This window comes from Microtetraspora sp. AC03309 (genome assembly GCF_020826795.1).
Lineage (GTDB): Bacteria > Actinomycetota > Actinomycetes > Streptosporangiales > Streptosporangiaceae > Microtetraspora > Microtetraspora glauca.
This window is the reverse complement of sequence record NZ_JADDIL010000102.1, coordinates 1-23,126: the sequence shown is the minus strand read 5'-3', so window position 1 is coordinate 23,126 and position 23,126 is coordinate 1. Positions and strand designations below refer to the sequence as shown.

Below are 23,126 nucleotides of genomic sequence, written 5' to 3'. Positions count from 1 at the left end.
ACGCAGGGGGCGCTGGGACAGGGGTGGGTGGAGCCCGGGTGGCACTCGCCCGCCCCGCCGTCTCGGCGCGACGGCGGAACGGACGACCGGGCCCGCCGCACGGAACGGCTGGAGCAGTTACCGGTACACGCGATGCGACGACACTCGTTTTATGTCGTCCATATTTCGCGACGCTAAGCCCGACTTATGCCGACTGTCAACAAAAGGTAGTGATCTGCTGATGTAACATCACGATGAAGCATCGGGTTGTGATGTCCGTTGAGGGAGAAACGTTGACGCACGGCACACTGAGCGAATCCGGCGGCCCTGCCGCGGGCGCGGGCGCCCTGCTCGCGATCCTCAGGGACGGGCAGGCCCGGACCCGCGCCGAGCTGGCCCAGCTCACCGGCCTGGCCAGGTCCACCGTGTCACAGCGGCTCGACGTGCTGATCAACCACGACTGGATCGTCCCCTCCGAGGACACCATCTCCTCCGGCGGACGCCCGGCCACCGCGTTCGCGTTCAACCGGGGCGCCCGCATCGTGCTGTCCGCCGACCTGGGCGCGACGCACGCGCGGCTGGCGGTCACCGACCTCGGCATGGCGGTGCTGGCCGAGCGCGCGGCCGAACTGCCGATCGAGCGCGGCCCGGAGCCGACCCTGTCCTGGCTGGTCACCGCGTTCGAGGAGATGCTGGCCGAGACGGGGCACCCGCTCTCCCAGATCTGCGGCATCGGGATCGGCCTGCCCGGACCGGTCGAGCACACATCCGGCCGACCGGTGAACCCGCCGATCATGCCCGGCTGGGACGACTTCCCCGTCCCCGAGTGGCTCGGCGAGCGGCTCGGCGCCCCCGTCCTCGTCGACAACGACGTGAACATCATGGCCCTGGGCGAGCACTGGATCGCCAGCCCGGAGGTCGACCACCTGCTCTTCGTGAAGATCGGCACCGGCATCGGCTGCGGCATCATCGCCGACCGGCGGCTGCACCGCGGCTCGCAGGGCGCGGCGGGTGACATCGGACACATCCGGGTCACCTCGGCGGGCGACGCGCTGTGCCGGTGCGGTAACTCCGGCTGCCTCGAAGCGGTCGCCAGTGGCGCCGCGATGGCCGCCACGCTGCGCGCCGCGGGCATCGACGCCGCGGGCAGCCGCGACGTCGTAGGGCTGATCCGCGGGGGCAGCGCCCAGGCCGCCCAGGTCATCCGGCAGGCCGGGCGGGACATCGGCGGCGTGCTCGCGGCCATCGTCAACTTCTTCAACCCGTCGGTCATCGTCGTCGGCGGCGACATCGCCGAGGCGGGCGAGCACGTCCTCGCCGGTGTACGCGAGGCGATCTACAGCCGCTCCCTGCCCCTGGCCACCCAGCACCTGAACATCCGGGCCAGCGAGCTCGGCGACCGGGCGGGCGTCATCGGCGCCGCGGTCATGGTGGTCGAGCACGTGCTGGCGCCGGGCACCGTCGACCAGGCGGTCACCGCGCCGGCCTGAACGCCCGCGCCGCCGGTACATTGACCGATCGGCGGTCGCGCCGTAACAATGAGGGCGCCTTGATCCCCGGGTGACGGTGGTACGTCACAGGGACCGACCGGCACCACCGCACTCCCGACGTGTTCGGCGCACGCGTCCTTGCCGAAGAGGACGGCAGCGATGACCGCACACGAAGAATCCATCGAGACCTCCGACGCCCTGCGCCGCGCGCTCGGCCTGAGCCGGCGCCGCTTCCTCGCCGCCACGACGGGCGTCACGGCGGCGGCCGCCCTGACCGGGGTGGGTCCGCTCGCGTCGGCCGCCCGGGCCGCCGCCGGCGCGGCAGGAGGCAACGGCGTGCTGGTGCCGCCGGGCAAGCGCGGCATCATCCTCTACACCGTGCGCGACGCGATCGGGCGCGACCCCGGCTCGACACCCCTCGCCTCCGGCTTCCGCCGGGTGTTCGAGGAGCTGTCCCGCATCGGCTACAAGCAGGTGGAGTTCGCCGGGTACGGCCAGCATCCGAACGCCGAGGGCGGGGGCAACCTGGAGTCCGTCGAGGGCGCCCGGCTGCTGCGCAGTTGGCTGGACGACAACGGCCTGCAGGCGGAGGGCAACCACGGCTTCATCCCCGGCTCGTGGCCGCTCACGCCGTCCGACCTCGACCGGTTCAAGCTGCACCTGGAGATCGCCGGCATCCTCGGCCTCGGGCACATGGGCACCGGCGGCGACCCCACCGGCAGCGCGTACAAGGGCGACTGGGACGTGGCCGCCGAGAAGTGGAACCACCTGGGCTCGCTGGCCTCCACCGCCGGGATCAAGCTGTACACCCACAACCACGACGCGGCGTACAACTTCCTCCTCGACAGCGGACCGCTCGACGCGGCCGGGCGGCCGACCCGGTCCTCGGGCATCCGCAAGCTGGAGTACTTCCTCACGATCACGGACCCCAAGGACGTCTACCTGGAGATGGACATCTTCTGGGCGCACGTGGCCCAGTTCAAGTTCCGCGCGTACACCGCGCCCGACGGCTCGCCGCAGACCGGCGTCTTCGACCCCCTCGCCGTGGTGCGGGCGCAGACGAAGCGGTTCCCGCTGTTCCACGCCAAGGACGGCACGTCCAACCCGGCCAGCGGCAACGGCTACGACATGGTGCCGTTCGGCACCGGTGACATCGACTACGCCGCCTTCTTCGCGAACATGGGGGCCAAGGGCTACCACAACCCGATGTACGAGCAGGACAACGCCCCGGGGGACGCCTCCGACCCGGGCCGCTCCCTGAGGTACGCCGAGCTGAGCTACGCCAACATGGCCGCCCTGCGCGGCTGATCCGGGCGGCGTCCCGTCTCCCGCGCTCACTCCTCGCCCGGCTCCGCCTCCGGCTCGGCCGGGGCACGCAGGGTGCCGGCGTGCGCGCGGGCGGCGGGGTCGCGGCGCGACTTCAGCAGGCTCGCCACGGTGGTGACGGCCAGAACGACGACGATCACCGCCAGCGAGAGGGGGGTCGGGATCTCCGGCACCCCGTCGCTCAGGCCGTGCGCCCAGTGCAACACCAGCTTGACGCCGATGAACGCCAGAATCAGCGCCAGCCCGGTGGACAGGTAGACCAGCCGGTCGAGCAGTCCCTTGACGAGGAAGAACAGCGCGCGCAACCCCAGCAGGGCGAACACGTTGGCCACGAGGACGATATACGGCTCCTCCGTCACGCCGAACACCGCCGGGATCGAGTCCAGCGCGAACAGCAGGTCGGTGCTGCCGATGGCGACGAGCACCACGAACAGCGGCGTGACCACGCGGCGCCCGCCGACCCGGGCGATCATCTTGCCGCCGACGTACTCGGAGGACACCGGCAGCACGCGGCGGGTGAGCCGCACGAGCGCGTTGTCGTCGGCGCTCGGGTCCTCGTCGCGGTGCCGGTAGAGCTGCACGGCGGTCCAGATCAGCAGCAGCCCGAAGACCAGGAACATGAACGAGAACAGCGACAGCAGGGCGGCGCCGAGCATGATGAAGACGACCCGCAGCACGAGCGCGATCAGGATGCCGAAGGTCAGCGCCTTGCGCTGGTACTCGCCGGGCACCGCGAACGTGCTCATGATGATCACGAAGACGAAGAGGTTGTCGACCGACAGGCTCTTCTCGACGACGTACCCGGCGAAGTACTCGGCGCCGTACTCCCATCCCGCGTAGGAGGCGAAGACCAGGCCGAAGACCACGGCGACCGCGATGTAGAACACCGACCAGCCGACGGCCTCGCGGAAGCCCACCGTGTGCGGCCGTACGATGCCGAGCGTCAGATCGAGCGCGAACAGCGCGACGATCACTCCGATGGTCAGCGCCCAGCCGACCGCGGTTACCTCCAGCACGGGATGACCTCCACCACGTCCGCGACGATTCACACGGGCCGTCTCGGCGCCGCCACCCGGCATGCCGCGACATGGGGCCGGGTGAGCGGAAATACCCGCGCTTGCTCGTCCGCCTAACGCGCGTGGGGCCGCTCGGGTTCCATCCGGGCAGTGCGAACCCGAGGGGGGTGACCGGCGGGACGATCCCCGTGCGGGATGATCAGGCGGACGGGGACGCTCCCGTACGGGCGAGAAGGGCGAGGTCCCATGGCTGACGATCGACCGGCCGCGCGGGTGTTGTGCGTGGACGAGGACGGATGCGTTCTGCTGCTGCGCTGGCGGGACCCGGTCGCCGGCCGTACCTTCTGGGAGCCCCCGGGCGGCGGGATCGAGCCGGGTGAGACACCCCTCGACGCGGCGCGGCGCGAGCTGGCCGAGGAGACCGGCCTGCCCGGCTCCGCCGTGGCCGACCGGTCGGTGCCCGTCCACCGCGACTACATGTGGCTGGGCGTTCACTACGTCAAGACGGAGCCGTTCTACCTGGCGAGGTTCGGCACGCGCCCCGAGGTCACACCGTCGGTGCTGACGTCGGAGGAGAGCGACACCTATCTCGGGTTCGGGTGGTTCTCCCCCGCCGAACTCACCGCACTGGACGAGCCCGTCGAGCCGCCGCTCCTCGCCGCCGTGCTGGAGCGACTCGCCGCACCGTGACATCGCCGCACGTGACATCGCCGCACGTGACATCGCCGCACGTGACATCGCGCACCGTGCATGCCATGACGGGCATGCCGCGACGGACGCCGTCGTGAAGGGCATCGCCATCAAGGGCGTGCCGGGCACTCCCGTAAACTGGCGCCCCGCCACGCGGGCGTCCCTCGCACGAGGGGACCGTCCCCCCGACGGCAGGCCGTCGGAGGCGGTTCATCCTGCGCCGCCCCGCATGGCGACCCACTCACGACCACTGACGACTGTTCGAGGTGAACGATGCCGGCGGGAGCCGCACAACCCGACCTGACGGGACTCGGCGAGGGGTTCGGCGCCTTCTGGCGTGAGCGGCACCTGTGCACGCTGACCACCGTGCGCCCTGACGGAACGCCGCACGTGGTGCCGGTCGGCGTGACACTCGACCCCGGCGCGGCGGTCGCACGGGTGATCACCTCGCGGGGTTCGCGGAAGGCCCGGCTGGTTGCCGCGGCCGGGCCCGACGGCGCGGCGGTCGCCGTCTGCCAGGTGGACGGCCGCCGCTGGTCGACCCTGGAGGGGCGTGCCGTGATCCGGGACACCCCGGAGGAGGTCGCCGACGCCGAGCGGCGGTACGCGGCGCGCTATCGGCCGCCACGGGAGAACCCCCAGCGGGTGGTGATCGAGATCCGGGTCGCCCGGGTGCTCGGCAATGTCTGAGCCGGACGACCTGATCACCGTCGTCGGCATCGGGACCGACGGCTGGAGCGGCCTCGGCCCGGCGGCGCGTGACGCCCTGCTGGCCGCCGACGTCCTCATGGGCAGCACGAGGCAACTCGCCCTGGTCTCCGAGGTCGGCGTCTCCGGGATCGACGTCTCCGGGATCGGCGCGGAACGGGTGACCTGGCCGTCCCCGCTGCTCCCCGCGCTGCCCGGTCTGCTCTCCGCGCACCGGGGGCGTGCCGTGTGCGTGCTCGCCAGCGGCGATCCCCTGTTCTTCGGCGTCGGCTCCACGCTGGTCCGCCTCCTCGGCCCCGACCGGGTGCGGGTGATCCCGCACCTGTCGTCGCTGTCGCTCGCCTGCGCCCGGATGGGCTGGACGGTCCAGGAGACCGAGGTGGTGAGCCTGGTCGGCCGCCCCGACGAGCTGCTCCACCCGGCGATCCTGCCGGGACGCCGGGTGCTGGTGCTCGGCGCGGGCAGGACAGCGCCCGCGCGAGTCGCCGCGCTGCTCGCCGCTCGCGGGTACGGCGGAAGCCCGGTGACGGTGCTCTCCGATCTCGGCGGCCCCGGCGAGACCCGGATCTCCGGTACGGCGGAGCGGTGGGACCTGCCCGGACGGCCCGGTCCCTCCCCGTTGAGCGTGATCGCGGTGGAATGCCGGGCGGATCCCGGAGTGACGCCGCTTCCCCGCGTCCCGGGACTGCCGGATGACGCGTTCGAGCACGACGGGCAGCTCACCAAGCGGGAGGTGCGCGCGGTCACCCTGTCCCGGCTCGCGCCCGTACCCGGCGAGCTGCTGTGGGACGTGGGCGCGGGCGCGGGCAGCATCGCGATCGAGTGGATGCGCAGCCATCCGGCCTGCCGCGCGATCGCGGTGGAGAGCCGCCGGGAGCGCGCGGATCGGGCGGCCCGCAACGCGGCGGCGCTGGGCGTGCCCGACCTGGAGATCGTCGTCGGAGCCGCCCCGGACGCGCTCGCCGGCCTGGCCGTTCCCGACGCCGTCTTCGTCGGGGGCGGAGCGACGGCACCCGGCCTGCTGGACGCCTGCTGGGCCGCGCTCAGACCCGGCGGCAGGCTGGTGGTCAACGCCGTCACCCTGGAGTCCGAGGCGGTCGTGACCGGCTGGTACCGCAGGCTCGGCGGAGATCTGGTGCGCCTCGCGGTCAACCGCGCGGCACCCGTCGGCGGCTTCACCGGCTGGCGGGCCATGATGCCGGTGACCGTGTGGTCGGCGGTGAAGACGGCGGCGCGAACAGCGCCGGGCATAGTGGCGCGAACAGTGGAATCGGGTGCGGAGGAGCGGTCGTGACGGGCGTGGTGCACTTCATCGGGGCGGGACCTGGTGCCGCCGACCTCATCACGGTCCGCGGCCTGCGGGTGATCACCTCGTCCCCGGTGTGCCTGTACGCCGGGTCGCTGGTGCCCCGGGAACTGCTGGACGACTGCCCGCCGGGGGCGCGGCTGGTGGACACCTCCCAGCTCACTCTGGACGAGATCGTCGCCGAGATGTCCGCCGCGCACGCCGCCGGGCTGGACGTGGCCCGGCTGCATTCGGGCGACCCGTCCGTGTTCAGCGCGATGGCGGAGCAGATGCGGCGGCTGGACGCTCTCGGCGTGCCGTATGACGTGGTGCCGGGCGTCCCCGCCTTCGCGGCCGCGGCGGCGGCGCTGAAGCGGGAGTTCACCGTGCCCGGGGTCGGCCAGTCGATCATCCTCACCCGTACGTCGGCGCGGGCGACGCCGATGCCGGAGGGTGAGGACCTGGCCACGCTGGCCGCGAGCCGGGCGACCATGGTGCTGCATCTGGCGGTGCAGCGCATCGAGGCGGTCGTCGAGGAACTGCTCCCCGCCTACGGGGCGGACTGCCCGGTCGCGGTGGTGGCGCGGGCGAGCAGGGACGACGAGGTGGTCCTGCGCGGCACCCTGGCCGACATCGCCGAGCGGGTCCGCGCCGCCGGGGTCGTGCGGACCGCCGTGATCGTGGTGGGCAGGGTGCTGACGGCGTCGGCGTTCCCCGACAGCCACCTCTACTCGGCGGACCGGTGCCGCGACTGACCGGCGCCGCCCGCGCGGCCGACGATCACACCCGACCTGTCGATGACCACGACGTCCACCTCGACCGGCGCACCGCGCAACACCTGAAGCGCGGTCCCGAGTGCCCCTTCGGCGACCAGGTCGCCCAGCGGCAGGTCCGCCTCCTGGCAGAGCCGCAGCGCGTGCAGCGCCGTGTTCGCTCCGCGTACCCGCTCGGCCAGGGCCGGGTCGCCTCCGGCTCCGAGCACGAGCGCGGCGAGCAGGTCCGGGTTGACCTGGGAGCGGCCGGAGTGCAGGTCGAGGTGCCCGTCGGCGAGCTTGGACAGCTTGCCAATCCCGCCGGCCACCGTGAGCCGGGGCACCGGGTGGCGGCGCAGATACTTCAGCACGGCTCCGGCGAAGTCGCCCATGTCGAGCAGGGCGTCCTCCGGGAGCCCGTGGAGTTCGGCGGCCACCCGCTCGGAGGTGCTGCCGGTGCAGCCCGCCACGTGCGTACGGCCGGCCGCCCGTGCGACGTCCACGCCGCGCCGGATGCTGTCGATCCACGCCGAACACGAGTAGGGCACCACGACTCCGGTCGTGCCCAGGATGGACAGGCCGCCCAGGATGCCGAGCCTCGGGTTCCAGGTGCGGCGGGCCAGTTCCTCACCGCCCTCGACGGAGATCTCCACGATCACGTCGCCGGTCCCGCCGCGGCGGGCGGCCACGTCGGCGACGTGCTCGCGCATCATCCGCCGGGGCACGGGGTTGATGGCGGGCTCGCCCACGTCGAGCGGCAGTCCCGGCTTGGTCACGGTGCCGACCCCCGGCCCGGCCAGGAACGTCACGCCGCTGCCCGGGGCACCGTGCCGTACGGTCACGGAGATGAGCGCGCCGTGCGTGACGTCGGGATCGTCACCCGCGTCCTTGACCACCGCGGCGGTCGCCTCCCCGTCGCCCAACCGCTCGCGTGCCAGGGCGAACGCGGGACGCTGCCCCTTGGGGAGCACGATCTCCACCGGGTCGGGGAAGGCGCCGGTGAGCAGCGCCGTGTAGGCCGCGGTCGTCGCGGCGGTGGCGCAGGCGCCGGTGGTCCATCCGTGGCGAAGTGGCGTGCTCATGGGGACGGCCTGACGGAGCTGGATGAGATGGCGGAGCTGGATGAGATGGCGGAGGTGGCGGGATGACGAGGCGGCTCCTGATCCTGGGCGGCACCGCGGAGGCCAGGGGCCTCGCCGAGCGGGTGGTCGGCGTTCCCGGACTGCGGGTGGTGTCGTCGCTGGCGGGCCGGGTGACCGACCCCCGGCTCCCTGTCGGAGAGGTGCGCGAGGGCGGTTTCGGCGGGCCCGACGGGCTCGCCGACTGGTTGCGTGAGCACGCGATCGACGCGGTCGTGGACGCCACCCATCCCTTCGCCGCGCGGATGACCGCCTCGGCCGTCACCGCCGCGTCCCGTACCGGGGTGCCGCTGCTGGTGCTGCGCCGTCCGGGCTGGCGTCAGGGGCCCGGCGACGACTGGCACTGGGCGCCCACGCTGGAGGCCGCCGCCGGACTGCTGCCCGGCCTGCTGGCCGGCCGGGGCGAGCGGGTGTTCCTCACGACCGGCCGCCGCAGCCTGGCCGTCTTCGCGGACCTGGACGACCTGTGGTTCCTGGCCAGGTCGGTCGACCCGCCCGGCCCGCCGATGCCGCGCCGCACGCTGGTGGTCCTCTCCCGCGGGCCGTACACCGTGCCGGGAGAGCTGGCGCTGATGCGCGAGCACCGCGTCGATGTGCTGGTCACCAAGGACAGCGGCGGCGAGATGACCACGGCCAAGCTGGCCGCCGCGCGCGAGCTGGGACTTCCCGTGGTCGTCGTACGGCGGCCGGCGCCGCCCGACGGGGTCCTCCAGGTGGACACCGTCGAGGCGGCCGCGGCCTGGGTCGGATCTCACGCCGGGTAGCGGCGCGGGGTGTAGACGACGGGCCGCCCGCCGCGATCGGCGATCCGCGTCGTGGACGAACCCACGATCAGCAGGCAGCGCATGTCGACCTCGGCCGGATCGAGCGTGGCCAGCTCCACGACCCGCACGCTCTCCTCCGGACCTCCGACGTCACGCCCGATGACGACGGGCGTGTCCGGGGCCCGGTGTTCGAGCAGCAGGTCCCGCGCGGCGGCCACCTGCCAGGTACGGCTCCGCGACGCCGGGTTGTAGATCGCCAGCACGAGGTCGGCCTTCGCCGCGGCGCTGATCCGCTCCGCGACGACCTCCCACGGCTTGAGCAGGTCCGACAACGACAGCACGCAGTAGTCGTGGCCGAGCGGGGCACCGGCCCGGCTCGCCACGGCCTGCGCGGCGGTCAGGCCGGGCACGATCCGGACGGCGACACCGGCGAACCTCGGTTCGGCCGCCGCCTCCAGCACCGCGCTGGCCATGGCGAACACCCCGGGATCCCCCGACGAGACCACGGCCACCCGCGAGCCCGCGGCGGCGAGTTCCAGCGCGTGCGCGGCCCGCTCGGCCTCGACCCGGTTGTCGGTGGGGTGGCGGCGCTGGCGCGGGTTGGGCGGCACCCGGTCCAGGTAGGGCCCGTAGCCGACCAGCTCGTCGGCGGCGGCGAGGGCGTCCTGCGCCTCGGGGGTCAGCCACGGCCGTCCCGCCGGGCCCAGCCCGACGACGACCACCTCGCCCGTACATTCCGTCGTGCTTTCGGTCGTACGAGCGGATTCCGCCGGGCTGCCCGCCACCGGGGTGAGGGGGCTCGGCACCAGCGCGAGCGAGAAGTAGGGGACCGTGGCCGGATCGACGTCGGCGAGCGGCTCGATTCGCTGTTTGTCCGTCGTGGCCCGCTCGACGTACCAGGCGTCGTCGAGGCGCCCGGCCTCGGCGAGAGCCGTACGCACCTTCTCGAAGGTCCGGCCGAGCTTCAGCACCGCGGCGGAGTCGGCGGCGGCCAGCCGCTCGGCCAGGACGTCCGCCGGGAGGGTGCCCGGCAGCACGGTCAGCGTCTCGTCCCGCTCGACCAGCGGGCGGCCCAGCACCGCCGACGCCCCGCTGACGGAGGTCACGCCGGGCACCACCTCGGTCGGGTACCGGTGCGCGAGCCGCTTGTGCATGTGCATGTACGAGCCGTAGAAGAGGGGGTCTCCCTCGCACAGCACGACCACGTCCCGCCCCGCGTCCAGATGCGCGGCGAGGCGGGCGGCGCACTCGACGTAGAAGTCGTCCAGCGCGCCCTGGTATCCCCCGGGATGGTCGGTGGTCTCGGTGGTGACCGGATAGATCAGCGCTTCCTCGATCTGGTCGCCCCGCAGGTACGGCAGGGCCACCGACCTGGCGATGCTGCGCCCGTGCCTGGCGCTGTGGTAGGCGATCACGTCGGCCGCGCCGAGGAGCCGCGCCGCCTTCACGGTCACGAGTTCCGGGTCACCGGGCCCCAGCCCCACCCCGTACAGGTGGCCGGACTCTCCGCTCATCCCGTTCACTCCTCCTCGCTCGCGATCGCGTTGACGGCGGCCGCGGCCATCGCGCTGCCGCCCCTGCGCCCGTGGACCACCAGGTGGTCCAGGCCGGACGGATGCTCGGCCAGGGCCAGCTTGGACTCGGCGGCCCCGATGAAACCGACCGGGACCCCGAGCACGGCCGCCGGGCGGCCCGCCCCCTCCTCGACCAGTTCGAGCAGGCGGAACAGCGCGGTCGGCGCGTTGCCGATCGCGACCACCGCGTTGTCGAGCCGGTCGCGCCACAACTCCAGCGCCGCGGCGCTGCGGGTGGTGCCCAGCCGTTCCGCCAGCTCGGGAACCCGCGAGTCGCCGAGCGTGCAGAGCACCTCGTTGTCCGCCGGAAGGCGGCGCCTGGTCACACCGGAGGCCACCATCATGGCGTCGCACAGCACGGGCGCGCCGTTCCGCAGCGCCTCGCGCGCCGCCGTCACGACCCCGGGCGACCAGGCGAGGTCGTTCACCAGGTCGACCATGCCGCAGGCGTGCACCATGCGGACGGCGACCTGGGCGACGCCCGGCGGCATGCCGCTCAGGTCGGTCTCGGCGCGGATGGTGGCGAAGGACCGGCGGTAGATCTCCGCCCCGTCCCGGATGTAGTCGATCACGTTCCCTCTCTGGTCGCCGCGACGGCGGCGCTCGTCTGCTCGGCGTCGGCGAACGTACGGCTGACGCCGTCCAGCTCGACGCGGTACCCGTCCTCGGTGGCGATCACGTCCACGACCCGGCCGCGCGGCCGTCCGCACCGCCGCTCGCAGCCCGCCCAGTGCACGGGAAGCAGGTCCCCCTTACCGGTCGGTGAGCGTACGGCATCGCCTGAAAGGTCCGCACTCCCCCCGGCGCCGACGTGGGTGTGGAGGTCGGTGTGGACGTCGGCGAGCGCCTTGGCGCATCCGGGGCGGCCGGTGCAGGCGGTCAGGCCGAGCCACGGCGACGCGGGATCGCCGACCAGGCCCGCGTCCGTGAGCGATACCCGCAGCTCGCCGACCGCCGGCGGCGGCAGATCGGGTACGACGATCGCCCGCCAGGGCGTCACCCGCACCTCTCCCCCGCCGTTTCCCCCGCCGTTTCCCCCGCCGACTTCGGCCGCCCGGGCGAGCGCCTCCACCTGGGCCACCGTGAGCCGCCCGAGCGGAGCGAGGACGATGAGGGCGCACCTCCCGTCCCGCTGCGCGACCGTCCCGACCGTCCCCGTGGCCCGAGCCGCCGCCGCACCCGCCGGCCGTACGGCGGAGGCGGACAGGCGGAGACGCGGCTCCGCGCTCGCGGCGCGGGCCGCGACCCGGGCGGGGCCGTCGGCGAGCTCGGCGAGCCGCCACGCGCCCGACCCCTGTTCCGCGCGTTCGGCCAGGAACGCCTCCGCGACGGCGAGCAGGCCCGCGACCGCGGAACCGGCGGGCACGCGCAACCCGCGGTCGGCACCGGCGAGCAGCAACGCCACGTCCGGCACATCCGGCAGCAGCGTGACGTCGGCGCCGAGGACCGGCATGTCGCCGGACCCGTCGTCGAGGGCGAACAGGAACCGTCCGGGCAGGTCGGCGAGCATGGGCCGGGCGCACAGCTCGCGGTCCAGCTCGGCCACCAGAGGGCGCACGTCGAGCCTGCTCTCCGGTGCGCGACCGGCCAGGGGCGAGGCCACGATGTTGCGCACCCGCTCGTGCGTGGCCGAGGGCAGCAGGCCAGCCGCGGCCATCCGCGCGGCGAAGTCCGGCGCCCCGGAAGGCCCCTGGTCTCCGGCCCGGACTTCCCGCCCGGCGAGGCCGCGCACCTGGAGGCCGCGCACCTGGAGGTTGGCGCGGGAGGTCAGCTCGATCACGCCGGACCCGAGCTCGCGGGCGGCGGCGGCGACCACGCGGAGCTGGTACGCGGTGACCGCGCCGCCGGGGATGCGGATCCGTGCCAGGCCACCGTCGGCGGCGGCGTGCACCTGAAGGGCTCCGGGGCACGCGTCGGACCGCGACCGTCCGGAAAGGTCACCGATGAACACGCTGAGGATGGTAACGCCCCATTTCCCCGCGGGTGTCGGCCTGGCATAGTGTGATCCCAGGCGACGGCGCAGGGAGGAAGCCGGTGTGAAACCGGCGCGGTCCCGCCACTGTAACCGGGGAGCGACCCCCACCGAAGGCCACGGTCCGGCGACGGACGGGAAGGCCGGGGTGAGCATCGATCCGGGAGCCAGGAGACTCCTGCCGTCGTGACGACCACGACCCGGGGCGAGGACCCCGAGGGAGGACTTTCTCGTGCGCTCTGTGCCGTCTCCTGGCATCCTCCTGCTGTCGACCTCCGACACCGACCTGCTCAGTGCCCGGGAGGGCGGGGCGGGCTACCGGCTGGGCAACCCGGCCAGGCTCACCGTCCCGGACCTGCCCGCCCTGGTGGAGGGCGCCGACCTCGTCGTCGTACGGCTCCTCGGCGGGCGCCGGGCCTGGGAGGACGGGCTGGACGCGCTGCTCGCCGGCCCCCGGCCGGTCGTGGTGCTCGGCGGCGAGCAGGCGCCCGACGCCGAGCTGATGGAGCTGTCCACGGTGCCGGGCGGGGTGTGCGCCGAGGCGCACGCGTACCTCGCGCACGGCGGCCCGGCGAACCTGGCCCAGCTGCACGCCTTCCTCTCCGACACGGTGCTGCTCACCGGGAACGGCTTCGCTCCGCCTGAGCCGCTGCCCACGTGGGGACCCCTGGAACGCGTCGCCCGGCGCGCGGACGGACCGGTCATCGGCGTGCTCTACTACCGCGCCCACCATGTCGCCGGGAACACCGCGTTCGTCGAGACGCTGTGCCGGGCCGTCGAGGACGCGGGCGGGCAGGCGGTGCCCGTCTACTGCGGTTCGCTGCGCACCGCCGAGCCTGAGCTGCTGGGCACCCTGCGGCGCGTGGACGCCCTGGTCGTCACCGTGCTCGCGGCGGGCGGCACCCGTCCGGCGACCGCGTCGGCCGGAGGCGACGACGCGGCGTGGGACGTCGGCGCGCTCGCGGAGCTCGACGTGCCGATCCTGCAGGGACTGTGCCTGACCACGGGACGTGACGCGTGGCGCGAGGACGACGACGGCCTGTCCCCGCTCGACGCCGCGTCCCAGGTGGCGATCCCGGAGTTCGACGGGCGGATCATCACCGTGCCGTTCTCGTTCAAGGAGGTCGACGGCGACGGCCTGACCGTCTACGCGGCCGATCCCGAACGTGCGGCGCGGGTCGCCGGCATCGCGGTACGGCACGGCCTGCTGCGGCACGTCCCGGCGCCGGAGCGGCGGATCGCGGTGATGCTGTCCGCCTATCCGACGAAGCACTCGCGGATCGGCAACGCGGTCGGCCTCGACACCCCCGCCAGCGTGGTCCGGCTGCTCGCGGCCATGAAGGAGACCGGCTACGACCTCGGAGCGGGCTTCCCCGGTGCGGCGGAGCAGGACGGCGACGCGCTGATCCACGCGCTCATCGCGGCGAGCGGTCAGGACCAGGACTGGCTCACCGAGGAGCAGCTGGCGGCCAACCCGGTGCGGATCCCGGCCGCGCGGTACCGCGCCTGGTTCGAGACGCTGCCCGCGGACCTGCGCGCGGACGTCGAGGGCCACTGGGGGTCGCCGCCCGGCGAGCTGTTCGTCGACCGGTCCCGCGACCCCGCCGGGGAGATCGTGCTGGCGGCCCTGCGCGCGGGGAACCTCGTGGTGATGGTGCAGCCGCCGCGCGGGTTCGGGGAGAACCCGATCGCGATCTACCACGACCCCGACATGCCGCCGAGCCATCACTACCTGGCCGCCTACCGGTGGCTGGCCGACGAGTTCGGCGCGCACGCGATCGTGCACGTCGGAAAGCACGGCAACCTGGAGTGGCTGCCCGGCAAGTCCGCGGGGATGTCGGCGTCCTGCGGGCCCGACGCGGCACTCGGCGACCTCCCGCTGGTCTATCCGTTCCTGGTGAACGATCCGGGCGAGGGAACCCAGGCCAAGCGGCGGGCGCACGCCGTACTCGTCGATCACCTGGTGCCGCCGATGGCCCGCGCGGAGACGTACGGCGACATCGCCAGGCTGGAGCAGCTGCTGGACGAGCACGCCTCGATCGCGGCCATGGACCCGGCCAAGCTTCCCGCGATCCGAGCGCAGATCTGGACGCTGATCCAGGCCGCCCGGCTGGATCACGACCTGGGCATCGCCGACCGGCCGCACGACACCGAATTCGACGACTTCCTGCTGCACGTGGACGGCTGGTTGTGCGAGGTCAAGGACGCCCAGATCCGCGACGGCCTGCACGTGCTCGGCGTCGCCCCCGAGGGGAAGGTCCGGGTGGACCTCGTCCTGGCCATGCTGCGGGCCCGCCAGATCTGGGCCGGTCAGGAGGCGCTGCCCGGCCTGCGTGAGGCTCTCGGCCTGGCGGAGGACGGCGCCGCCTCCCGGGTGACCGTGGACGAGGCCGAGGCCCTGGCCCGCGCCCTCGTCGAGGGCATGGAGGAGCACGGCTGGGAGCCGTCCGCCGTCCGTCCCGTGACCGTCTCCGTCCTCGGCGCCTCCGAGGTCGCGGCGGGCGTGGAGCGGATCCTCGGGTTCGCGGCGGAGGAGATCGTGCCCCGGCTCGCCCGGACCACGGACGAGATCGGCGCGCTGCTCCACGCGCTCGACGGCGGCTACGTCCCGGCGGGGCCGAGCGGCTCGCCGCTGCGCGGGCTGGTCAACGTGCTGCCGACCGGGCGGAACTTCTACTCCGTCGACCCGAGGGCGGTGCCGAGCCGGCTGGCCTGGGAGACCGGGCAGGCGATGGCCGACTCGCTGCTCGACAGGTACCGGAGCGACACCGGCGAGTGGCCGCGTTCCGTCGGCCTGTCCGTCTGGGGCACCAGCGCCATGCGCACCTCGGGTGACGACGTCGCCGAGGTGCTCGCGCTCCTCGGCGTACGACCGGTCTGGGACGAGGCGTCCCGGAGGGTCGGCGGCCTCGAACCGATCCCGCTGCCCGAACTCGGCAGGCCGCGCGTCGACGTGACCGTACGCGTCAGCGGGTTCTTCAGGGACGCGTTCCCCCATGTCGTCACGATGCTGGACGACGCGGTACGACTGGTGGCGGGCCTGGACGAACCCGCCGAGGACAACTACGTACGGGCGCACGCGGAGGCCGACCGCGCGGCCCACGGCGACGAGCGGCGCGCCACGCTGCGGATCTTCGGCTCCCGGCCGGGCGCGTACGGCGCCGGTCTGCTCCCGCTCATCGACAGCCGCAACTGGCGCGACGACGCCGACCTGGCCGAGGTGTACGCCGTGTGGGGCGGCTACGCCTACGGTCGCGACCTCGACGGGGTGCCCGCCCGGCAGGACATGGAGAGCGCGTACCGGCGGATCGCGGTGGCCGCCAAGAACATCGACACCCGCGAGCACGACATCGCCGACTCCGACGACTACTTCCAGTACCACGGCGGGATGGTCGCCACCGTACGCGCCCTGACCGGCCGGGCGCCCGCCGCGTACGTGGGGGACAGCACCCGCCCGGACGCGGTCCGCACCAGGACCCTGCACGAGGAGACCGCGCGGGTCTTCCGCGCCCGGGTGGTCAATCCCAACTGGCTGGCGGCGATGCGCCGCCACGGCTACAAGGGCGCGTTCGAACTGGCCGCCACCGTGGACTACCTGTTCGGGTACGACGCGACGACCGGTGTGGTGGCCGACTGGATGTACGACCGGCTGGCCGCCGCGTACGTCCTCGACCCGGAGAACCGGGCGTTCATGACCGAGTCGAACCCGTGGGCCCTGCACGGCATCGCCGAGCGCCTGCTCGAAGCGGCCGACCGCGAGATGTGGCAGCACCCCGACCCGGAGGTCCTGGACGCGCTGCGCGAGGTCTACCTCACGGTGGAGGGCGACCTGGAGGATCGTTAGGTCCTTTCCGGGCCGCGCCGCAGAACGTCGAGGACGACGTTGACGGCAGGGCGGGAGTTCTTCCTGATGGCGGCGGTGATGTTGCGTTCGACCGGGAACTTCAGCGACCGCGTCAGCACCCGGTAGCGCCGGTCGACCGCGAGTCCGGGCAGGAGGGCGATGGAGTGTCCGGCTTCCACATGCTGCAGCGTGATCATGTAGTTGTTGAACCGGCACACCACCCGGGGCTCGAAACCCGCCTGGCGGCAGAGCCTGGTCGCGAGGTTCGACAGATAGGAGCCGGGCATGTCGAAGGCCCAGTCCTCGTCTGCGCACGCGGTGATGTCCACCGACTCCCTGGCCGCCGCGGGATGGTCGGGCGGCAGGACCAGGACGACGGGATCGGTGGCCAGGGGGATGATGTCGATGTCCGGGTCGATGGGCGACTCCACATAGTCCGTGGTCGTGATGATGATGTCCACGTCTCCGCCGCGCAGCGCGCCCATGCTCGCGTGCGGTTCGAGTTCGTGGAGTTCGACGTCGATATGCGGATGAGAGCCCGCGAGCCGGGTCACGGCCGGGACGGCGAGAGAGTGGATCGCGCTCTGGAAGGCCGCGAGCCGCACCACCCCCACCGGCTCCTGCGCCAGGCCACGCAGCTCGGCCTCGACCGCCGCCATCTGGTCGAGGATGACCCTGGCCCGCCGCGCCAGGATGAGACCGGCCGGCGTCAGCCTGACGCGGCGCCCCGTGCGTTCGAGCAGTCGCGCGCGCGTTTCGGCCTCGAGCACGGAAAGCTGCTGGGAGACGCTCGACGGGCTCGTGTTGACGGCCTGCGCCACGGCCCGGATGGTGCCCAGCGTGTCCAGCTGGCTCAGCAACCGCAACCGCCAGGGGTTCAGGGTCATGCCCGACATCCTTGTGCAGCATTGCTTCACAGTGAAGCCAGATTTGTGAGATGGACATGATGCTCGCGCGTTCATATCGTCGCCGCATGGCCAGCTCGATCAATACCCCACCGTCAAGCGCCGACGTCACCGCGAAGTTCTGGGACGACGCCGACCGGCATCTCGTCCGCTATTCCGGCGCCGGCCGGTTCACCCGCGAGATCATCGACCACGCGGCCGGGAGCTTCCTGTTCACGGAGGACGGCCGGAGGATCCTCGACTTCACGTCCGGGCAGATGAGCTCGATCCTGGGCCATTCGCATCCCGAGATCGTGGCCACGGTGAAGCGGCAGATCTCCTCACTCGACCACCTGTACAGCGGCATGCTGAGCCGACCCGTCGTCGACCTCGCCCGGAGGCTGGCCGGCACCCTGCCCGCCCCGCTGGAGAAGGCGCTGCTGCTGACGACCGGCGCCGAGTCCAACGAGGCGGCCATCCGGATGGCCAAGCTCGTCACCGGAAAGCACGAGATCGTGTCCTTCGCCCGGTCCTGGCACGGCATGACGCAGGCCGCCGCGAACGCCACCTACAGTTCCGGCCGCAAGGGATACGGCCCCACCGCTCCCGGCAACTTCGCCATCCCCACGCCCAACCCGTACCGGCCCGACTTCACGACGCCGGACGGTGAGCTGGACTGGCGGCGGCAGCTGGACTTCTCCTTCGAGCTCATCGACGCGCAGTCGACCGGGAGCCTGGCCGCCTGCATCGTCGAGCCCATCCTCAGCTCCGGCGGGATCATCGAGCCGCCCCCGGGCTATCTCGCCGCGCTCAAGGAGAAGTGCCGGGAACGCGGCATGCTGCTGATCCTCGACGAAGCGCAGACCGGCCTCTGCCGTACCGGAGACTGGTACGCCTTCGAACGCGACGGTGTCGTCCCCGACATCCTGACGCTGTCCAAGACCCTCGGCGCCGGCCTGCCGCTGGCCGCGGTGATCACGAGTGCCGAGATCGAGCGGGAGGCGCACGAGCGCGGCTTCCTCTTCTTCACCACCCACGTCTCGGACCCGCTCGTCGCCGCGGTCGGCAACACCGTGCTCGATGTGCTGGAACGTGAGCGCATGGACGCGCGCGCCGCGGAGCTCGGCGCCTTCCTCCGCCAGGGACTCGACGAGATCGGCGAGCGTCACGACGTGGTCGGAGACATCCGGGGCCGGGGCCTGCTGGTGGGGCTCGAACTCGTCCTCGACCGGGAGACGAAGCAGACGTCCGACGCGCTCGGCGCGCAGGTCACCCAGCGCTGCCTCGAACTCGGCCTGCACATGAACATCGTGCAACTCCCCGGCATGGGCGGGGTCTTCCGCATCGCGCCCGCCCTCACCTCCTCGAAGGACGAGATCTCGCTGGGCCTGGCGATCCTCGACCAGGCGATCGGCGAGGTCGCCCCCTTGCACACCACCCGATAGCACCGGTCCTCAGCCGGAACGCCGGCCGCCGCTCTCCGCCACCGGGTGACGGCAGGCCGCGACCAGGCGGGCGGCCAGTTCGGGGCTGCCCGCCCAGTGCAGGTGGAGATAGGACGCGGACAGGAGGGGCTCGCCGAACCCGTCGGCCGAGCCCCGCCACCGGAACAGCGGCCGCTCCGCGTGCCCCGGGTCGGTGGCCGTGCGGTGGAACTCGTGGCCGCGGTAGCGCTCTCCCTCGCGGGTGAGCACGGAATCGGCGGTCGCCACCGCGTCGCGATAGCCGAGCGTGAGCCTGCCCGTCATCGTCGCGGTGATCTGGAGCCGCCCGCACATCGGATGGCCGTCCAGCTCGCGCGCCAAGTAGAGAAGCCCCGCGCACTCGGCCACGATCGGCCCGCCGAAGGCCGCCACCTCGCGGCGCAGCGGTTCGTTGGCGGACAACTCCGCCGCGTACATCTCGGGGAAGCCGCCGCCGATGACGATCGCCCCGGTGCCCTCCGGAAGGCGTTCCTCCCTGAGCGGGTCGAACGTCACCACGTCGGCGCCGACGGCGGCCAGCAGCTCGACCTGCTCGGCGTACCCGAAGGTGAACGCCGAGCCGCCCGCCACGGCCACGACCGGCCGCGAGCCGGTGGGCGGATGCTGTTCGAACAACGGCGGACTCCAGGGCGAGCCCGGAAGTGGGGGCGCCGAACGTGCCAGCGCCACCAACTCGTCGAGATCGCAGGACTCGGCGATCAGCGCGCCCATCCGGTCGACCGCCGCCACCGCGTCCGCACGGCGTTCGGCGGCGGGGATCAGGCCGAGATGGCGGGACGGGGTCGCCACACCGTCCACCCGGGGGATCACGCCGAGCACCGGCACGCCGCTCTCCGCCAGCGCGGCCCGGCAGATCTGCTCATGCCGCTCGGAGCCGACCCGGTTGAGGATCACCCCCGCCAGCCGTACCCGCGTGTCGAACGAGGCGAAGCCCTGCACCAGCGCGGCGACGGAACGGCCCTGCCTCGCGGCGTCCACCACCAGGACCACGGGCGCGCCGATCAGCCGCGCGACGTGCGCGGTGGAAGCGAACTCCTCCATCCCGGCCCCGTCGTACAGGCCCATGACACCCTCGACCACGGCGAGGTCGGCGTCCCGCGCACCGTGCAGGAACAGCGGCGCGACCAGTTCCTCACCGGTCAGCCAGGGGTCCAGGTTGCGGCCGGGACAGCCGGTGGCGAGAGCGTGGTAGCCGGGGTCGATGTAGTCCGGCCCCACCTTGTGCGGCGAGACCCGCAGCCCCCGCGCGCGCAGCGCCGCCATCAGGCCCGTCGCGACCGTGGTCTTCCCGCTGCCCGAGGACGGCGCGGCGATCACCAGGCGCGGGATCACCATTCGATGCCCTTCTGGCCTTTCTGCCCGGCGTCCATGGGATGCCTGATCTTGCCCATCTCGGTCACCAGGTCGGCGGCCTCGACCAGTCTCGGGTCGGCGTCCCTGCCGGTGATCACGACGTGCTGGACGCCCGGTCGCGCCGCCAGGGTGCCGACCACCTCGGCGACGTCCAGCCAGCCCCATTTCAGGGGATAGGTGAACTCGTCCAGCACATAGAAACGGTAGGTCTCGGCGGCCAGGTCACGCTTGATCTGCTCCCAGCCCTCGCGGGCATCGGCGGCGTGGTCCTCCTCGCTGCCCGGCCGCTGGATCCACGACCAGCCCTCGCCCATCTTGTGCCAGGTCACCGGGCCGCCCTCGCCGGATTCACCGAGCACCCGCAGCGCGCGCTCCTCGCCGATGCGCCACTTGGCCGACTTGACGAACTGGAACACCCCGACGGGCCACCCCTGGTTCCAGGCGCGCAGCGCCATCCCGAACGCGGCGGTGGACTTGCCCTTCCCCGGCCCCGTGTGCACGATCAGCAACGGCCGGGTACGGCGCTGCCGCGTGGTGAGACCGTCGTCCGGCACGATCGCCGGCTTGCCCTGCGGCATCTCAGACCGCCCTCCTGTAGTCGTTCCGCGGCTCGCCTCTTCGTCCGTCCCTCCGCTCGCGGACCAGCGCGCCGAGGCCACCGGCCGCCAGCGCGTCAAGCCGTACGGCGGGCGCTCCCAGCCGGGCGGCGAGGTCGAGAGCCAGGCCCAGCCGTACCGGACCGCTCTCGCAGTCCACCACCACACCGGCGATACCGGCGAGCCGTGCGACCGCCCCGGCCACGTCGGACCCGGAGGTGGCCCGGCCGTCCGTGACCACCACCAGCAACGGCCGCCTGGCGGGATCACGCAGCCGTTCCACGCGCAGCACCTCGGCCGCGCGGCGCAGCCCGGCGGCCAGCGGGGTACGGCCGCCGGTCGGCAACTCCCGCAACCGCGCCGCACCCGCCTCGACCGAGGAGGTCGGCGGCAACACCAGATCGGCACCGGACCCCCTGAAGGTGATCAGCCCGACCTTGTCCCGCCGCTGGTAGGCGTCCAGGAGCAGGCTCAGCACCGCCGCCTTGACCTCGCGCATGCGCCTGCGCGCCGCCATCGAGCCGCTCGCGTCCACCACGAACAGCACGAGATTCCCCTCCCTGCCTTCGCGTACCGCCTCGCGCAGGTCGGTGTCGCGGACCAGCAGGCCGGGCCCGGTACGGCCGCGCTCACGCTGGTACGGCGCGGCGGCGCGCAGGGTCGCGGCCAGATGCGGCCGCTGGAGCCGCCCGGCCGGAACGCGCGAGCCGGTGGTGCGGCCGTTCGGGGTACGCGCCCGCGACCGCCGGCCGGAGGCGCCGTCTCCCAGACCCGGCACCTGGAAAGCGCGCACCCGGTACGGCTCCGCCGCGGCGATCACCCGCTCGGCGGGCGGACCGTCCGGCGACCCGCCGTCCTCCCGTGGGGAACCCGACCCGAGTGAGCCGCCACCGGGGCCGTCCGCACCAGGACCGTCCGCACCAGGTCCCTCCGGACCACCGGGGCTGCCTGGACCGTCCGGGTCGTCGTCCGGATCCGGGTCATGGTCCCCGTGCTGGGAGTCACCGTGCTGGGAGTCACCGTGCTGGGAGAGGAGGTCGTCGAGGTGGGACTCGTCCAAACCGGGCGCGTCGAACGGGTCACGCCGCCGGCGGTGCGGCAGGGAGAGCCGGGCGGCCTCGCGTACGTCCTCGGTCGTCACCTCGGTACGGCCCCGCCAGGCCGCGTGCGCGATGGCGGCGTTGGCGGTGACCAGGTCGGCGCGCAGCCCGTCGACCTCGAACGCTGCGCACACCGCCGCGATCTGGCGTAGCCGGGCGTCGGGCAGGACGACCTCCGCGACCCGTTCCCTGGCCTGGAGGATCCGCCGGGCCAGCGCCGCCTCCTCGGCCTCCCACCTCGCCGCGAACGCTCCGGGGTCGGCGTCGAAGGCCAGGCGGCGCCGTACGACCTCGGCGCGTTCGGCCGGATCCCGGGACGCCCGCACCTCGACGGTCAGTCCGAACCGGTCCAGGAGCTGGGGCCGCAACTCGCCCTCCTCGGGGTTCATGGTGCCCACGAGCAGGAACCGCGCCGCGTGCCGTACCGACACGGACTCGCGCTCGACGAAGCAGGTGCCGAGCGCGGCGGCGTCGAGCAACAGGTCCACGAGGTGGTCGTGCAGCAGGTTGACCTCGTCGACGTAGAGCACGCCCCGGTGAGCGGCGGCGAGAAGACCGGGTTCGAACGCCTTGACCCCTTCGGTGAGCGCCCGTTCGATGTCGAGCGCGCCCACCAGCCGGTCCTCCGAGGCGCCGACGGGCAGTTCCACCAGCGCGGCCGGTCGTGCCCGCCGCCCCTCGTCGACACCGTGCGGCCCGTCGGGGCAGGACGGGTCGGGAGCGAAGGGGTCGCAGGCGAACCGGCATCCGGCGACGACCTCGACAGGCGGCAGCTGCGCGGCCAGCGCGCGGACGATGGTGGACTTGGCCGTTCCCTTCTCTCCACGCACCAGTACGCCGCCAACCCGGGGAGAGACCGCGTTGAGGATCAAGGCCAGCTTGAGATCGTCGAGCCCCACGACGGCGCTGAACGGATAGGCGGTGATCACAAAGATCCCTTCTGGATGGTCCTGTCCTCGCGCGCGGGGCTGTGGCCGCCCCCGCCACCGTATGGAGGTGCGGTAAGCGGATCGGCGCGGAGGCGGGCGGGTGGACGTACGGCAGGAGAGCGGCGGCCGACCGGAGCAAGCCCCCGTCGTAGTGCCTACGGCCACCAGCCACCACCAGCCGGGCCGCCACCGGACGCGCAGCCTGTGACGGGGGTCAGGACGCGGGTCGGCGACGGGGGAC

General features: G+C 73.2%; 18 protein-coding genes and 1 riboswitch. Of the genes, 9 read left to right on the top strand and 9 right to left on the bottom strand.

What is annotated here, in order from left to right; all coding sequences use genetic code 11:
• Positions 1-251: 251 nt before the first annotated feature.
• Together IMZ11_RS38210 and IMZ11_RS38205 are read left to right on the top strand one after the other, a co-directional pair.
• A complete protein-coding gene (locus tag IMZ11_RS38210) occupies positions 252-1,469 on the top strand; it encodes an ROK family protein (RefSeq protein ID WP_374463201.1) in 1,218 nt (405 codons plus the stop codon).
• Between the two features lie 159 nt (positions 1,470-1,628).
• Positions 1,629-2,777 carry a sugar phosphate isomerase/epimerase gene (locus IMZ11_RS38205; RefSeq protein WP_228647714.1) on the top strand — a complete coding sequence of 383 codons (1,149 nt, stop codon included), beginning with the start codon at positions 1,629-1,631 and terminating at the stop codon, positions 2,775-2,777.
• A gap of 26 nt (positions 2,778-2,803) precedes the next feature.
• On the opposite strand, the gene IMZ11_RS38200 is transcribed toward IMZ11_RS38205, so the two are convergent.
• A complete protein-coding gene (locus tag IMZ11_RS38200) occupies positions 2,804-3,811 on the bottom strand; it encodes a TerC/Alx family metal homeostasis membrane protein (RefSeq protein ID WP_228647711.1) in 1,008 nt (335 codons plus the stop codon).
• Between the two features lie 246 nt (positions 3,812-4,057).
• Here IMZ11_RS38200 and IMZ11_RS38195 point away from each other — a divergent pair, with 246 nt between their 5' ends.
• From IMZ11_RS38195 to cobM, 4 genes are all read left to right on the top strand, one after another.
• Positions 4,058-4,501, top strand: a complete 444-nt coding sequence (locus tag IMZ11_RS38195) for an NUDIX hydrolase (protein ID WP_228647709.1) — start codon at positions 4,058-4,060, stop codon at positions 4,499-4,501.
• Positions 4,502-4,774: 273 nt separating this feature from the next.
• Complete coding sequence (locus tag IMZ11_RS38190) at positions 4,775-5,191, top strand: pyridoxamine 5'-phosphate oxidase family protein (RefSeq protein WP_228647707.1); 417 nt, start codon at positions 4,775-4,777, stop codon at positions 5,189-5,191.
• A complete protein-coding gene (gene cbiE / locus IMZ11_RS38185; protein WP_228647705.1) occupies positions 5,184-6,503 on the top strand; it encodes a precorrin-6y C5,15-methyltransferase (decarboxylating) subunit CbiE in 1,320 nt (439 codons plus the stop codon). Before IMZ11_RS38190 ends, cbiE begins: the two co-directional genes overlap by 8 nt.
• Entirely contained in the window at positions 6,500-7,249 is a 750-nt protein-coding gene (cobM, locus tag IMZ11_RS38180) for a precorrin-4 C(11)-methyltransferase (protein ID WP_228647703.1), read from the top strand. Before cbiE ends, cobM begins: the two co-directional genes overlap by 4 nt.
• Here cobM and IMZ11_RS38175 read toward each other — a convergent pair.
• The gene (locus tag IMZ11_RS38175; RefSeq protein WP_228647701.1) at positions 7,222-8,328 is read right to left on the bottom strand and encodes a cobalt-precorrin-5B (C(1))-methyltransferase; all 1,107 of its coding nucleotides are present in this window, start codon (positions 8,326-8,328) and stop codon (positions 7,222-7,224) included. The two genes, cobM and IMZ11_RS38175, sit on opposite strands and share 28 nt — an antisense overlap.
• Positions 8,329-8,390: 62 nt before the next feature.
• Between IMZ11_RS38175 and IMZ11_RS38170 the strand changes: the two genes are divergently transcribed.
• A complete protein-coding gene (locus IMZ11_RS38170; RefSeq protein ID WP_228647699.1) occupies positions 8,391-9,149 on the top strand; it encodes a cobalt-precorrin-6A reductase in 759 nt (252 codons plus the stop codon).
• Here IMZ11_RS38170 and IMZ11_RS38165 read toward each other — a convergent pair.
• The 3 genes from IMZ11_RS38165 to IMZ11_RS38155 are packed head-to-tail and all read right to left on the bottom strand — an operon-like array spanning position 9,137 to position 12,674.
• On the bottom strand, positions 9,137-10,663 hold the full coding sequence (locus tag IMZ11_RS38165; RefSeq protein WP_228647697.1) for a precorrin-2 C(20)-methyltransferase: 1,527 nt from the start codon (positions 10,661-10,663) through the stop codon (positions 9,137-9,139). The two genes, IMZ11_RS38170 and IMZ11_RS38165, sit on opposite strands and share 13 nt — an antisense overlap.
• Positions 10,664-10,668: 5 nt before the next feature.
• Complete coding sequence (locus tag IMZ11_RS38160) at positions 10,669-11,295, bottom strand: precorrin-8X methylmutase (RefSeq protein WP_228647695.1); 627 nt, start codon at positions 11,293-11,295, stop codon at positions 10,669-10,671.
• The gene (locus IMZ11_RS38155) at positions 11,292-12,674 is read right to left on the bottom strand and encodes a precorrin-3B synthase (protein ID WP_228647693.1); all 1,383 of its coding nucleotides are present in this window, start codon (positions 12,672-12,674) and stop codon (positions 11,292-11,294) included. Before IMZ11_RS38155 ends, IMZ11_RS38160 begins: the two co-directional genes overlap by 4 nt.
• A gap of 73 nt (positions 12,675-12,747) precedes the next feature.
• Positions 12,748-12,873: riboswitch (cobalamin riboswitch) on the top strand.
• Between the two features lie 54 nt (positions 12,874-12,927).
• Here IMZ11_RS38155 and cobN point away from each other — a divergent pair.
• The gene (gene cobN, locus IMZ11_RS38150; protein ID WP_228647691.1) at positions 12,928-16,539 is read left to right on the top strand and encodes a cobaltochelatase subunit CobN; all 3,612 of its coding nucleotides are present in this window, start codon (positions 12,928-12,930) and stop codon (positions 16,537-16,539) included.
• On the opposite strand, the gene IMZ11_RS38145 is transcribed toward cobN, so the two are convergent.
• Positions 16,536-17,426: a LysR family transcriptional regulator gene (locus IMZ11_RS38145; protein ID WP_228647689.1), complete on the bottom strand. Its 891-nt coding sequence runs from the start codon at positions 17,424-17,426 to the stop codon at positions 16,536-16,538. The genes cobN and IMZ11_RS38145 overlap by 4 nt on opposite strands.
• A gap of 86 nt (positions 17,427-17,512) precedes the next feature.
• Here IMZ11_RS38145 and IMZ11_RS38140 point away from each other — a divergent pair, with 86 nt between their 5' ends.
• Positions 17,513-18,868, top strand: a complete 1,356-nt coding sequence (locus IMZ11_RS38140) for an aspartate aminotransferase family protein (protein ID WP_228647687.1) — start codon at positions 17,513-17,515, stop codon at positions 18,866-18,868.
• 9 nt (positions 18,869-18,877) lie between these two features.
• Here the strand turns inward: IMZ11_RS38140 and IMZ11_RS38135 are convergent, their stop codons facing one another.
• Genes IMZ11_RS38135 through IMZ11_RS38125 form a run of 3 tightly spaced genes read right to left on the bottom strand, consistent with a single transcriptional unit; the run spans position 18,878 to position 22,891 of the window.
• A complete protein-coding gene (locus IMZ11_RS38135; protein ID WP_228647685.1) occupies positions 18,878-20,242 on the bottom strand; it encodes a cobyrinate a,c-diamide synthase in 1,365 nt (454 codons plus the stop codon).
• A complete protein-coding gene (gene cobO, locus IMZ11_RS38130) occupies positions 20,236-20,838 on the bottom strand; it encodes a cob(I)yrinic acid a,c-diamide adenosyltransferase (RefSeq protein ID WP_228647683.1) in 603 nt (200 codons plus the stop codon). The genes IMZ11_RS38135 and cobO overlap by 7 nt, the downstream gene beginning before the upstream one ends.
• A gap of 1 nt (position 20,839) precedes the next feature.
• A complete protein-coding gene (locus IMZ11_RS38125; protein ID WP_374463202.1) occupies positions 20,840-22,891 on the bottom strand; it encodes a putative cobaltochelatase in 2,052 nt (683 codons plus the stop codon).
• Between the last annotated feature and the right edge of the window lie 235 nt (positions 22,892-23,126).